Raw genomic sequence first — 13083 nt, 5'->3', positions numbered from 1 at the left:
TCCCGCCCCAATGCCGAAACCGGTCACATTCGCATTGCGGAATTCAGGCGGTCGATCATGGTCAAGGCGTGCTGCTTCTTGTCAAGATTGTAGGTATCGGTCTCAGATATGGCGTTCAGCGCCTCGTGCCAAGTGTCGGACAGCGTTTTCGCCCGCGCGAGATCCCCAGCCAGCGCGGCTTCACTGGCGCCGGTGGAGAGCAGATCGAGCGCGCGGCGGTTGAAGATGTCGAACTGGATCGCCTGGTCGCGGCCGGCGACGGCCTCGGCAAGGCGATAGGCGCCGGCGATGTCGCTCTTTCCCGACGTGACCAGGGCGTCGAGGGTGCCGGCAATCTCCAGCCCGCCATATTGGGTCAGAAGGATCGCATTGCGGGCGCTGCCCCCTGCCCGTTCCGTTAGTGCCGCGCGCGCAGCAGGATCGGAAGGTGGCGGCGGCTCGACGGTTTCCAGAACGCTCATCAGGCTGCCGGCATCGAGCGGCGTCAGCCGCACCATCTGGCAGCGCGAGCGGATGGTCGGCAAAAGGCTGCCCGGCGCATGCACGATGAGGATGAACAGCGTGCGGCTCGGCGGCTCCTCAAGGTTCTTCAGCAAGGCATTGGCGGCGTTGGTGTTCATGTCGTCGGCCGGATCGACGATCACCACCCGGTAGCTGCCGTCATGCGAGGTCAGCGACAGGAAGCGGTTGACCTTGCGGATCTCGTCGACGGTGAGGACCGTCTTGAAGCTCTTGGTCTTGTCGTTCAGCGGCCTGGTCAGATGCAGCACGCCGGGATGCGCCCCGGTGGCGATCTGGCGAAACAGCGATGAGGCCGGATCGGGAACGGCAAACACATCCGGCGCTTGGTCGAAGGCCGGATGCTTCAACAGATGGTGCGCCAGGTGAAAGGCAAGCGTCGCCTTGCCGATGCCGATCGGCCCGGCAAAGATCAACGCATGCGGCAGTTTTCCCGAGCGATAGGCGGCAGCGAGCATCGCGGCCGCCTGCTCATGGCCGACCAGGCGCAGCGTCTCGGACGGCTCCGGTACACCGTCCAGCGTATCGTGCTGCTCGGGAGCGATGCGTTCGAAGATCATGCGGGCGCCGCCTGTCGGTTGCGCGCGGGCGCCCTCGCCTCAAGTGCGGCGAACACCACCGCGGTGATGGCATCCTCCACCGTAGCGGGAGGCGCCGACGCGTCGATCACGATGCAGCGGTCCGGCTCGGCGGCTGCGATCGCCAGGAAGGCGTCACGGCGGCGCTGGTGGATATCCAGCGTCTCCTTTTCGAAGCGGTCCGGACCGTCCTCGGCGCCACGCCGCGCGGCGGCGCGCCGCAAGCCCTCGGCGGGGTCAATGTCAAGGATCAGCGTCATGTCCGGCATCATGCCGTTGATGGCGACATCCTCCAGAGCTTCCATGAAAGCCGGATCGAGGCCGCCGGTGACGCCCTGATAGACGCGCGACGAATCCAGGAAACGGTCGCAAAGCACGATGGAGCCGCACTCCACCGCCGGCCGGATGACCTGCTCGACATGGTCGGAGCGTGCGGCGGCAAACAGCAACGCCTCCATCTTCGGCCCGAAAGGCTCGGCGGCGCCGGACAGGAGCACGTGCCTGACCGCCTCGGCGCCGGGTGACCCCCCGGGTTCGCGGGTGAGGAGGACATCGTATTTCTTGGCGCGCATCTTCTGGGCCAGCCGTTCGATCTGCGTCGACTTGCCGGCGCCCTCGCCGCCTTCGAAGGTGATGAAAAATCCGCTTGCCAATCGAAAGGCCTTTGTCCTGCTTTGCGCTGGTGTCTTAGTCCGCGACCGAGAAAAGGTCCACGCCACAGGAACTCAACGCAGCCAGCCTACGGCCAGTTCCCTGGCGGCATCAAACGCGCGTTGCGGCAGTGTGCCGACGCCGACCGATTCGGCGGCGAAAAGCGGCGTTTCCTGGCTCAGCGTGTCGCCGATCCAGACGCGCAGCGCGCCGACGGGTTGCCCCTCCTCCACCGGCGCCGATACCGGCCCCTGATAGACGATCCTGGCGGTCAGCTTGTCGCGGTTGGCGATCGGCAGCAGGACGTCGATCGGCGCCTTTGCCTTCAGCGCTACGCTGGATTTGGCGCCGCCGAACACCTGGGCCTCGCCGACCACTTCGTTGCTGGCGAAAATCTCGGTCTTCTCGAAGGAGCGGACGCCCCATTCGAGCAGCTTGCGCGCTTCCTCGGCGCGCTCGCGATCGTTGGCCAATCCGCTCATCGCCGCGAACACCCTGGTCCCGTCATGGCTGACCGAGCCGACGATGCCGAAACCGCCCGCCTCGCTCGACCCGACCGCCAGCCCATCGGCACCGATGCCCATGGCCAGCAACGGGTTGCGGTTCTTTTGCGAGATCTTGTTCCAGGTGAAATCGGCCCGGCCGTAATAGAGATAGAGATCCCGATATTCGCGCCATATATGCAGGCCAAGCTGCGCCAGTTCGCGCACCGTCGTCTGCTGGCCGTCGGCCGGCAGGCCAGTCGAATTGACGAATGTCGATTTCGCGAGCCCGATCTGGCGGGCGCGATCGTTCATCTGCGCCGCGAAATTCTCTTCCGAACCGGCCATGCCTTCGGCCAGCACCATGCAGCCGTCATTGGCGGCCTGTATGGTGACCCCCTGGATCAGATCCTCGACCCGGATCGCCGATTTGAGCTTGGCAAACATGGTCGACGTTCCCGAAGGCGCACCGCCCTTGCGCCAGGCATTTTCCGAAACCACGAAGGTGTCGTCGAGGCTCATGCGCTTCGACTTGATGGCGTTGAAGACCATCTCCATCGTCATCAGCTTGGCCATCGAGGCCGGCGGGATCGGTTGGTCGGCATCCTTGGAAAACAGCACCGTGCCGGTTTCGGCATCGATCATGAAAGCCTGCGTCGCCCTGGTCTCGAAAAGCTGCGCGTTGGCCGGAACCAGCGCGGCAAGCAAGAAGCCAAGGCCAAAAAGCCCGGCAAAAGGGTGGAAAAGGCGAAATCGCATGAAGAGGCTCGACTGTTAGCCGGCAGAAACTTGCCGCAACGCTATCAGGCTTCTTCCCGGCGGATCAACCGCGCAATAACAAAACCGGCGTGCCTTTGTTGGTCAGTTGCGCACAGCCAGCGCGTCCGGCGCGCCATGCGACCATGCCGCGCGCAAGAGGTCGTCGACATTGCCATGGCCATCCGGATAGAGATTGACCGCGTACCAGTCATTGCCGTCGAGTTCGGTGCTCTGGATTTCGGTCCTGCCGAACGGTTCGAGAGCCGCAGCCACCCGCTTTGCCTCGGCAGCATCGTCGAAGGATCCGGCGGCGACATAGTCGGAAACGGCAGGCGATGCCTGCGGGTTGGATTTCTTCCACGATTGCAGGATGTCGGCTGGCGACATGCCCTGGTCGTCAAGCGCTGCAAAGACGTCGGCGCGCTGTACGCGCTCATCCGCATAGGAGAGCGAAGCCACGGCAAAGGGCGATTCCGGGCGCTGAGGCACGATCGGCCCGAATTCAGGCAGCGTCACATCGCTTGATGCCGGTGCCTGCATCGACATCACTGGCTGTGTGTCGGAATTCGTCAACTGACCAGGAAACGGCACTACGGCAGGGGGTGCGCCAACAGATAGGCTCGGCGAAGGTCCGTTCATCGCCACCATGACGCCGGTCGGCAAGCCATCGGACGGGTCCGGGCGGTTGCCCGGGCGGTAGGAGGCGACCAGATATTGGTCGTCGTCGCCGTCGAGCGGTGCGCGGCCAATATATTCCACCTTGACCCTGGCCGTGCCGACCTTGGCATAGTCGAGCATTTGCGCGGCGCGTTCCGAGACATCGATGATGCGTCCCTCGTGATAGGGGCCGCGGTCGTTGACGCGCACGATGACCGAGCTTCCGGTCTCGGTGTTGGTGACACGGGCGTAGCTTGGCAGCGGCATGGTCGGATGCGCCGCCGTCAGATGGGTCATGTCGTAGACTTCGCCATTGGCTGTGAGACGACCGTGGAAGGCATCGCCATACCAGGAGGCGAGACCGACCTTGGCGTAGCGCTTGTCTTCCTTGGGGTAATACCACTTGCCGCGCACCTGATAGGGCTTGCCCAACTGGTCGCGGCCGCCGCCGCGCCGCATGTACTGAACGCGCGGGCTGGCCTTCACACCGTATTCGGTCTCGGCAAAATATTCCTTCGAGCGAGGCTTCTTGTAGACCATAGCTTTCGGCTCGGACTGCGGCGACGCGCACGCGGCCAGCAACGCAGCCGAAAGAGCGCACAACACCAAAGCAGGAGCGCGACGAAGACGCCGATGCGTCGTGGTCTGCATGTTTTCCGATGTCCCCTACCGTCTCGACACAGGCGCCGCTTCTAGAATTTCGGCGGAGCCAGATAAGCAATGCCTGCGACGCGCCAATCCCCATCCCTTGTGCGCAGGAATTGTTTATCAGCGTATTAATCGATTGTGTCCGGAACCGGGCAGGAATGTGGCGGCCAGGTCCCGGGCTGGCCGGGCGCCTGTGAGGAGGCATCCGAGACCTCTGTCCTTTGGAGTCTCTGGAAGTGAACCTGTGGCATGAAGCGCGGCTGCCTGGAACCGACCGACCCGAGATACGTTCTGCGCCTCATGGATGAATTCATTGAACGTTTCGGGCAACAGACGTGGCTGCCCTTTTCCGTAATTTCAGCCAGGCTTTTGCTCGCGGCCGTCCTTGGCTCCATCGTTGGGATCGAACGCGAATGGCGTAACCGACCGGCCGGATTGAGGACACACATCCTGGTCTGTGTTGCGACGGCTCTAATTGCCATCCTCACGATCGAGATTACTCATCTTCACGTCTTCGATGGTCAGGAAATCGCCATCGATCCTATCCGCTTGATCGAAGCCACGACTGCCGGCGTGGCATTTCTGGCCGCGGGCTTGATCTTCTTCTCCAAGGGCGAGGTTCAAGGGCTTACCACTGGGGCGGGCATGTGGCTGGCAGGCGCCACAGGCCTGGCGGTTGGGCTCGGGTTCTGGCAGATCGCGGCTTTGGCAACTGTGCTCGCACTTGTCGTGCTGGGCCTTCTGCAACTTGTGCAGGTCGGCAGCAAGGATCGCAATTAGAGCCCTTGCGCTCGAAAAAAACGGGCTCGCAGCTCCGTTCGGGCACCGAACGCCACCCCCTGTTATCCATGGCAGCGCCGATGGTTGACTTGGCGATGGGCAACGCTCTAGAGAAATGAACCGCAAGCTGGTCCGGAAGGATAGGTATCATTCGATACCAACTGTCGTTCACTGGGTCGGTTGATGTTCCTAGATGATTGAAAAGTCACGTTGGAGGGATGGCCGAGCGGTTTAAGGCACCGGTCTTGAAAACCGGCGTGGGTGCAAGCCCACCGTGGGTTCGAATCCCACTCCCTCCGCCAGATATTTGGCTACCGTGCTGAATTGCCTCTGTATTTTCAAAGAGGGCCAAATCTTTCCTAAGTTATTCCTAACTTCCTAAAACGAAGAAGCCTGCCACCGCGAGGCAGCGGGCCAGCGTGAGCGCAAACGTTGCGCCAGCCTCAGGATCAACGTTCGTCCTGGCGATAGAGCCGTTTGGTCGCGCGGTCGCTTTCCATGCGTTCTGCAGGACCACGGTGGCGTCGGGTCATAAGAACGTATGCCATCAATAGGGCCAGCAACAGTGGCCCACCAGCAACGACGATCAACCACATCACACTTTCAAACATGAGGCATCTCCTTCACGTCACAACCGTCAAGGAGAAGAACCGTTCCGTTCAAAGTTACAGCAACACCAGCACCTCCTGCGACTGAGGGCCGTTTTCCCATGTGACCGTTTCGGAAATCCGGGCTCCGCTGCAACAAAAGGCTGCGGCTGCACGTTGCGGTTGATCATTCAACCAGGAGCAAAGCAAATGGCCGACGACAAAACGAAGACGGGCTTCCGCGATCGGGACCGCGTCTCTGCCGATGAGGATTATGAAGTCGAGTATTTCGCCACCAAGGCCGGCATCACCCCGCAGCAGGTCAAGGAATCGATCGCGAAGCACGGCAACCGACGCGAGACGCTGGAGCGGGAAGCGAAGGCTCTGGGGAGCGGTAGGTAGGCCGGCATGCCAGAGTACCAGGTGGAAGAGTGGCATGGAGAGGAGTGTGTCTCAACTCAGGCCACGAGCGCCGATGATCCGTTATCTGCGGTAGAGAAGGTCACGGGCCAAAGGGTGTCGCCTAGAGCGCTTCAGGAGCATTGGTTTCGTGTGGTCGATGAAGATGCGCGAAGCACGCATGAATTCAGCCTTGAGGACGGCGGCCCGGCTGGAGATTTCGCAAAATAGCCATGACCAGAATCTCGGACCTGCATTGGGACCAACGCTGCAGATAGGCGAGAAAGGTGCAGCCGCCGGGCGGACCCGACGGCTTATCGTCGATTGGATCGCTGCCGCCGCATGGGGCCTTAAGGCGCGGCCGGCGCCAGCTTGGCGGCTACTTGGTCGATCTTGTCGGCAAGTACGCTATTGGCCCAATCTGTCACCTCAGGGTCAACGGGCTTGTTGGCCATTTGGGCAAGGGCTGCATCGATCGATGGGACGTTGGCAGCGGCAGCTGTGGCGGCGGTCTGAGCAGCGGCCGCATCCTGGGTGGCGTCATCGAGCGCTGCCTGTGCTGCATCGAGGTCGGCCTGCGTCGGGACATCTTCGGGCAGGGTATTCGGGTCAGCCGCTTTCGCATTCAGCGCGTCGAGCCCCGCTTTGGCGTCGGTAACCGCCTGATTAGCGGCATCGAGCGCCGATTGAGCGTTCTTGGCTATTGCCGACTGTGTCACAAAAGCCTGCACGCCAGCGAAGTTGTTGCTCTTGGAGTGCATAAAGGCGTTGGCGTTGCGCTGCAGCGAGTTCAACCGGCCGAGCTTGGCATGGATATTCTTTTCCTTGGACACAGAAGGGGTAGCGGCCTTGGCGACCTGGCCCTTAGGGGCCTGGCCCTTGGCGGATGCCGACTTGCCGACCGAACCGCCGCCTCCGCCATTGCCGCCAGCATTACCGTTTCCTCCGCTATTGCCATTGCCATTGCCGTTACCATTGCCATGGCCGTTACCATGGCCGTTGCCACCAGCAGCAGCCAGGGCCGGCGACACCAGAAGCGAGAACACCGCAAATGCAGCAAAAAGGGTCTTTCGGGATGTCATAACTACCTCCGAGATTGCCACCGCCACGAACCGCTATAGCGGGCAACATGAGGAATCGCTAACACAAAGGGTAAACTTAGATATAGATGTGCTTTCATTGCGAGAACGAAGCGGCCGGCCGGCGAAACGCCAACCAGCATAACTCTTTGAAATTGCTGAAGTAGATCACCCTCCTTGGAACCGGCCGGCCTTCCGAACTCAAAGGTCCTAGACCGCTCAGACCAAGGTCTTAAGCCGTGGTTTCGGCCGCGACTCAGAAGTCGTGACGGCGCGGCGACCTTCGGTAGTCGGCACCTATCGGCCTGAGGCCGAGCTCGACATCGATCCGCTGCAGTGTTCCCAAACACCGCCTAAGTGGTTGTATTCCCTGTCTTTTGATATAAGCGCTAGTCTGAGGTAAAATTTCGACCGGCATCTGGCGGGCTTACGTTATGCAGCATCGAACGTTCTTTGGCGGCAAGGTCACCGAGATCCCCACTTCGTTACATAGCGATCCCAGGGGAATGCTGACCGCCATCGAGTTCAGCGGTTACAATTTCCAAGCCGTGCGGGCGTTCGTCGTCACCGCGCCGCGCGGCACGTCGCGGGGGGGACATGCACACGGCTCGGGCCGGCAATTGATGATGCAGCTGTCGGGCGAGATCGGCATCGAATTTCGCTACCAGGAACGGATCGAACGGCTGACGCTCACCGCATCGAACCGCGCGGTGCTGGTCGACGCCCCGGTTTGGGCGCTGCAGACCTATAAAGGCGAGAACCCGTCTTTGCTGGTTTTCTGCGATACCGAATACGACCCTAAAGACTACGTCTCGTATCCCTGATGACAATCGTCAGGAAAGGAGAGGCCGCGATGCGCGCCAGGACATGACAGCGCCTCGCGGTAGAATGGCTATTCTCGGCGCCGGCATCATGGGCGCCAGCCTCGCTCTCATGATGGCCCGCAGAGGCTACGCGGTGTCCCTCTTCGACAAGGAGAGCGAGCCGATGGCCTGCGCCAGCCGTTGGAACGAGGGCAAGATTCATCTCGGCTATCTCTACGGGAACGATCCCTCGCTGCTGACCGCCCGGCATCTGCTTTCGGGAGGACTGTGTTTCGGCAGGCTTGTTTCCGAGCTGATCGGAAGCAATCTGGAAGCGCACACGACCTTTTCGGAAGACCTTTATCTGGTCCATCGCAACTCGGTCGTCCCTGTCGAGGCGCTGGGGGCGATCTTTGAACGTGTAGATGTATTGGTGCGCAGCCACGCTGACGCCACCAGCTACCTTGCCGACGTATCGGCGGCGCGATCGAATCGGCTTTCCAAAACTGAATTGGCCGATGTCACCAACTCGGACCAGATCGTCGGCGGCTTCCAGGTGCCGGAGCGATCCGTCAACACGCGATGGGTTGCCGACCGGCTTTGCGCCGTGCTTCGGAGTGAACCCAACACCAGCTTGCGAATGGCGGCCAAAGTCCTGTCGGCACAGCCGGTGGACGGAATTGACGGGAAATGGCGCGTGGCGGTCGCAGGCGAAAAAAGTGAGGCGTTCGACATCGTCGTCAATTGCCTTTGGGAGGGGCGGCTGGCTGTCGACCGCACGGCCGGCATCGAGCCGGTTCCCGGATGGTCGCACCGCTACAGGCTTTGCCTGTTCGGCCGCACCAGCCAGCCTGTCAATGTGCCGTGCGCGGTCGTCGCCCTTGGCCCGTTCGGCGACATAAAAAACTATGACGGGCGCAACTTCTATCTCTCCTGGTACCCGAGCGGGTTGCTTGCGGAGAGTGGCGTATTGTCGATCGAAACGCCACAAGCGCTCGATGCCGACGCACGACAGCGGTTCATCGGCGACGTTCGCGCCACGCTCACTCGGTTGGTGCCCGTTGTTTCCAGCATGTTCGACGATGCCGAGGAGCTTGAGGTACGCGGCGGCTTCGTGTTTGCGCAAGGGCGTGGTTCGCTCAGCGACCCGAAAGCCACGATCCATCGCCGCGACCAATTCGGGGTCAACCGCCTGGGCAACTACATCTCGGTCGACACAGGTAAATATTCGACGGCGCCGTGGCTTGCCGACAGGCTGGCGCGGCAAATCTGCGGGATCGAGTGAATGGGTGAGACAGAACAGGGCGGCGCGAAGCAGGTAGCGCACAAACAAGTCCAGCTTCGATCCGGCTGGCGGCCGAAGGTCACGGCGCTGGTGCCGTGCTACAATTCGGCGGCATTCATTTCGCGTACGCTGGACAGCCTCGCCGCGCAGACCTGGGACAATATCGAGATCCTGGTCGGCGAGGACAATTCGACCGACGCGACATTCGAGATCGTTTCAGCCTTCGCCGGCGGCCGCGACGATGTCTGTATCCTGCGCCGGGACAAAAACCTGGGATGGCTGAAGAACTCCAACGATCTGATGGCCAATGCCAGCGGCGAATTGATGTTCTTTGCCTTCCATGACGACGTCATCGATCCAACCTATATCGAGGCGCTGGTGCGGGCGCTCGATGCCAATCCCGCGGCCGTACTGTCGTTCAGCGACGTCGAAGTGATCGAAGTCAGCGGCGAAAGTGCCACGTGGAAGTTCGACCTGCTGGAGGGCTTGCAGGACGGTTTTGCGCGTGGCCGGGCGATGGCGCGCCAGCCGCATGGATGGTGGGTTCCCAATCGTGGGATATTCAGGGCCTGGGCGTTCCACCGTAGCGGCGGGATCAAGCCCAACAGCCAAGGCGAATTCAGCGCCGACTGGACCTGGCTTCTGCATCTGTCGCTGCTCGGCGGCTTTGTCCGCGTGCCGCAAGTGCTCTGCCACAAATACTACCGGGCGGGCAGCATCAGCCGGCGCTGGGACCGCAACAGCACCCAACGAAGGGCCTTGCGGGCGGCGGGGATAAGGGAGGTCTGGCACAGCGAGGCCGGCCTTGCACAAAGAGCCTTCCTCGCTGTCTATATCGCCTTGCGGCCGTGGCGGTGGGTGCCGCGATCGCGAGAAGCGCAAAGACGGCGAAACAGGCAATCGGTGCATGGCAGCCCGGACAAATAAGAATGGCGCCGGCGACGTATCAAAGCGGCTGCGCCTGCCCGGGTAACGGCGATTTCCGCGCATATCCGGCTGCCCCAAAATGGCACTCCGGTTGATTCCTGAGCCGAAATATGCTCGTTCTCCCGCCCATGAAAAACCTATTCCTTGTGGCCCTGGCCTCGGTGACGCTGGCCTGGCCCGCCCACGCCATGGACGCCGCCCTGCGCGCCGGCCTGCTGAAACTCGACCCGGAGACCCGGCTGGAGCAGAGATGCGACGCCGAAGTGCTCGACCGCATCAGCCATGACGACCACAAGTACAAGGCAGACCGCGTCGTCGCCTACGCCTTCGCGACGCCGGAAATGAAAGCCGATGCCATCCGCAGCCCGGGTGCTGCCTTCCGCAGCAAGGGACAGTGGTACCGGCTGAAGTTCAAATGCGAGACGGCGCCGGACCATATGGAGGTCCTGCAGTTCCGTTACCGCACCGGCGACGAGATTCCGGAAGCCGACTGGGCGAAGTACAATCTCTACGACTGAATTCGCTGCGACCAGAATTCTCTCTGGCAGAACGACCTTCCCTATTCCCGTGGCTTTCAGCGTCGGCCGTTAGAACGGTTCAGCTTTTTATAGAGCAGCTGACCCACTCTAACTCTTTGTTTTTGCATAATTCCGGACGGGAAACCGCTACGCACTTTTCCTGGAATTGCGCCGGCAGTCTCTTGACGCGCGGGAACCATACACGTTAGGGCGTCGGCATATCCGACGACGAACACGCCGATACAGCAAGGGGCTCCGGTCGATGGACATTTTCAGCGCTGCAAGCATGACGGCCCTCCTCCAGGTCATCGCCATCGATCTGGTGCTTGCCGGCGACAATGCCATCGTCATCGGCCTTGCCGCCGCCGGCCTGCCGGTCGAGCAGCGCAAGAAAGCCATCCTGATCGGCGTGTTGGCAGCGACTGTGCTGCGCATCCTGTTTGCCGCCGTCACCGTCAAGCTTCTTGCCATTGTCGGCCTGCTGCTGGCCGGCGGCATCCTTTTGTTGTGGGTGTGCTGGAAGATGTGGCGCGAGCTGCGGACGTCGCATGCCGACGAGTTCGAGGCGACCGAGGCGCTGTCCGATTCCGACCTCAACAGCGACAGAACGGTGGGTGGCAAGGCGCCGCGCAAGACGCTCGGCCAGGCGGCCCTGCAGATCGTCGTCGCCGATGTTTCGATGTCGCTGGACAATGTGCTGGCGGTCGCCGGTGCGGCGCGCGATCATTTTCCGGTGCTTGTCATAGGCCTGGTGCTGTCAATCGCCTTAATGGGCTTGGCCGCGAGCTTCATTGCCAAGCTGCTGCATCGCCACCGCTGGATCGCCTATGTCGGCTTGCTGATCATTCTCTACGTCGCGATCGATATGGTCTATCGCGGCGTTGTCGAGGTCTGGCCGCATGTCAGTCCTGTGGTGAGCTGACGCAGCCGGTCCCACAGCTTCTGTAGCAGCATGGGTATCTGCCGGAGGCAGTGGTCGCGTTCGCCGCAGCCGCTGCCCATACCAATGCCGCAATAAGTGTGGTACTGGCCGCCGATCCCGAAAAAACCCGGAATGTTTTCTCATGTCTGCGCCTCGCGTCAGTTTCGTCAGCCTTGGATGCCCGAAGGCCCTTGTGGATTCCGAGCGCATCATCACGCGCCTGCGCGCCGAAGGCTATGAGATCGCGCGCAAGCATGGCGGCGCCGACCTTGTCGTCGTCAACACCTGCGGCTTTCTCGATTCAGCCCGCGACGAATCGCTCAAAGCCATTGGTTCGGCGCTTTCGGAAAACGGCCGGGTGATCGTCACCGGCTGCCTCGGCGCCGAGCCGGACGTCATCCGAGAGAAGCACCCCAACGTCCTCGCCATCACCGGCCCGCAGGCCTATGAGAGCGTGATGGCCGCGGTGCATGAGGCGGCGCCGCCCAGCCACGATCCCTATATCGACCTACTGCCGCCGCAAGGCGTCAAGCTGACGCCGCGCCACTACGCCTATCTCAAGATTTCCGAAGGCTGCAACAACCGCTGCACCTTCTGCATCATTCCGGCACTGCGCGGCGACCTCGTCTCGCGCCCGGCGGCCGATGTGCTGCGCGAGGCCGAGAAGCTGGCCAAGGCCGGCGTCAAGGAACTGCTGGTCATCTCGCAGGACACCAGCGCCTACGGCATCGACATCAAGTACCAGACGTCGATTTTCGGCGACCGCGAAGTGCGGGCGAAATTCCTCGACCTGTCGGAAGAGCTGGGCAAGCTCGGCATCTGGGTACGCATGCACTATGTCTACCCCTACCCGCATGTCGCCGATGTCATCCCGCTGATGGCGGATGGAAAAATCCTTCCCTATCTGGACATCCCCTTCCAGCACGCCTCGCCGCAGGTGCTGAAGAACATGCGCCGTCCAGCCCATGGCGAAAAGACGCTGGAGCGCATTCGCGGCTGGCGCGAGGTGTGCCCGGATCTGGCGATACGCTCGACATTCATCGTCGGTTTCCCCGGCGAGACCGACGAGGATTTCGAGATGCTGCTCGACTGGCTGGACGAGGCCAGGATCGATCGCGCCGGCTGCTTTAAATACGAGCCGGTCCGCGGCGCCCGCTCCAACGATCTCGGCCTCGAACAGGTGCCGCAGGAGATCAAGGAAGCGCGCTGGCATCGCTTCATGCAGCGCCAGCAGAAGATCTCGGCGACGCAGCTGGCCAAGAAGGTCGGCAAGCGCCTGCCGGTGCTGATCGACGAGGCGCATGGCACGTCTGCCAAGGGCCGGACAAAATACGACGCGCCCGAGATCGACGGTTCGGTGCATATCCAGTCGCGCCGTCCGCTGCGCCAAGGCGACATCGTCACGGTCAAGATCGACCGCGCCGACGCCTACGACCTTTACGGCTCGGCGGTTTAGAAAATTACCAAAAAGGGCGCCTCCCGGGGCCCT

14 protein-coding genes and 1 tRNA gene are annotated in these 13083 nt (G+C 61.9%); 9 read left to right on the top strand and 6 right to left on the bottom strand.

The genetic code is table 11. The annotated features are described in order from the left end of the window. Nucleotides 1-23 precede the first annotated feature (23 nt). From NKH38_RS18390 to NKH38_RS18375, 4 genes are all read right to left on the bottom strand, one after another. The gene (locus NKH38_RS18390; protein WP_352762106.1) at nt 24-1079 is read right to left on the bottom strand and encodes a DNA polymerase III subunit delta'; all 1056 of its coding nucleotides are present in this window, start codon (nt 1077-1079) and stop codon (nt 24-26) included. Then, a complete protein-coding gene (gene tmk / locus NKH38_RS18385; protein ID WP_352762107.1) occupies nt 1076-1750 on the bottom strand; it encodes a dTMP kinase in 675 nt (224 codons plus the stop codon). The genes NKH38_RS18390 and tmk overlap by 4 nt, the downstream gene beginning before the upstream one ends. Before the next feature lie 72 nt (nt 1751-1822). Then, nucleotides 1823-2989 carry a D-alanyl-D-alanine carboxypeptidase family protein gene (locus NKH38_RS18380; RefSeq protein WP_352762108.1) on the bottom strand — a complete coding sequence of 389 codons (1167 nt, stop codon included), beginning with the start codon at nt 2987-2989 and terminating at the stop codon, nt 1823-1825. 102 nt (nt 2990-3091) lie between these two features. Next, entirely contained in the window at nt 3092-4297 is a 1206-nt protein-coding gene (locus NKH38_RS18375) for a septal ring lytic transglycosylase RlpA family protein (protein WP_023701721.1), read from the bottom strand. 246 nt (nt 4298-4543) lie between these two features. On the opposite strand from NKH38_RS18375, the gene NKH38_RS18370 reads away from it, so the two are divergent. Next, entirely contained in the window at nt 4544-5074 is a 531-nt protein-coding gene (locus NKH38_RS18370; RefSeq protein ID WP_502896608.1) for an MgtC/SapB family protein, read from the top strand. A 212-nt stretch (nt 5075-5286) separates the two neighbouring features. Then, nucleotides 5287-5376: transfer RNA gene (locus NKH38_RS18365), tRNA-Ser, on the top strand. 147 nt (nt 5377-5523) lie between these two features. On the opposite strand, the gene NKH38_RS18360 is transcribed toward NKH38_RS18365, so the two are convergent. Beyond that, the gene (locus NKH38_RS18360; RefSeq protein ID WP_023691300.1) at nt 5524-5685 is read right to left on the bottom strand and encodes a hypothetical protein; all 162 of its coding nucleotides are present in this window, start codon (nt 5683-5685) and stop codon (nt 5524-5526) included. 186 nt (nt 5686-5871) lie between these two features. Here NKH38_RS18360 and NKH38_RS18355 point away from each other — a divergent pair, with 186 nt between their 5' ends. Next, the gene (locus NKH38_RS18355) at nt 5872-6063 is read left to right on the top strand and encodes a DUF3606 domain-containing protein (RefSeq protein ID WP_352638266.1); all 192 of its coding nucleotides are present in this window, start codon (nt 5872-5874) and stop codon (nt 6061-6063) included. A gap of 347 nt (nt 6064-6410) precedes the next feature. Here the strand turns inward: NKH38_RS18355 and NKH38_RS18350 are convergent, their stop codons facing one another. Next, nucleotides 6411-7142, bottom strand: coding sequence for a hypothetical protein (locus NKH38_RS18350; RefSeq protein WP_352762109.1), 732 nt, complete (start codon nt 7140-7142; stop codon nt 6411-6413). Between the two features lie 431 nt (nt 7143-7573). On the opposite strand from NKH38_RS18350, the gene NKH38_RS18345 reads away from it, so the two are divergent. The 6 genes from NKH38_RS18345 to rimO all read left to right on the top strand — a co-directional run bounded on the left by NKH38_RS18345 (nt 7574) and on the right by rimO (nt 13050). Further along, complete coding sequence (locus tag NKH38_RS18345; protein ID WP_023730596.1) at nt 7574-7963, top strand: sugar 3,4-ketoisomerase; 390 nt, start codon at nt 7574-7576, stop codon at nt 7961-7963. A gap of 64 nt (nt 7964-8027) precedes the next feature. Next, the gene (locus NKH38_RS18340) at nt 8028-9227 is read left to right on the top strand and encodes an FAD-dependent oxidoreductase (RefSeq protein ID WP_352762110.1); all 1200 of its coding nucleotides are present in this window, start codon (nt 8028-8030) and stop codon (nt 9225-9227) included. Beyond that, nucleotides 9228-10154 (top strand): glycosyltransferase family 2 protein, encoded by a 927-nt coding sequence (locus tag NKH38_RS18335; RefSeq protein ID WP_352762111.1) that lies wholly within the window; start codon nt 9228-9230, stop codon nt 10152-10154. A gap of 110 nt (nt 10155-10264) precedes the next feature. Next, nucleotides 10265-10672 (top strand): DUF930 domain-containing protein, encoded by a 408-nt coding sequence (locus tag NKH38_RS18330; protein ID WP_352762112.1) that lies wholly within the window; start codon nt 10265-10267, stop codon nt 10670-10672. A gap of 262 nt (nt 10673-10934) precedes the next feature. After that, the gene (locus NKH38_RS18325; protein WP_023668959.1) at nt 10935-11594 is read left to right on the top strand and encodes a TerC family protein; all 660 of its coding nucleotides are present in this window, start codon (nt 10935-10937) and stop codon (nt 11592-11594) included. Nucleotides 11595-11736: 142 nt separating this feature from the next. Further along, entirely contained in the window at nt 11737-13050 is a 1314-nt protein-coding gene (gene rimO, locus NKH38_RS18320) for a 30S ribosomal protein S12 methylthiotransferase RimO (protein WP_352762113.1), read from the top strand. The last annotated feature ends 33 nt before the right edge of the window (nt 13051-13083 follow it).

The sequence above is a fragment of the Mesorhizobium sp. M1078 genome, assembly GCF_040318615.1.
In the GTDB taxonomy this organism is placed as follows: Bacteria; Pseudomonadota; Alphaproteobacteria; order Rhizobiales; family Rhizobiaceae; genus Mesorhizobium.
The sequence above is the reverse complement of the archived record's forward strand: the minus strand, read 5'-3'. Positions and strand labels throughout refer to the sequence as shown.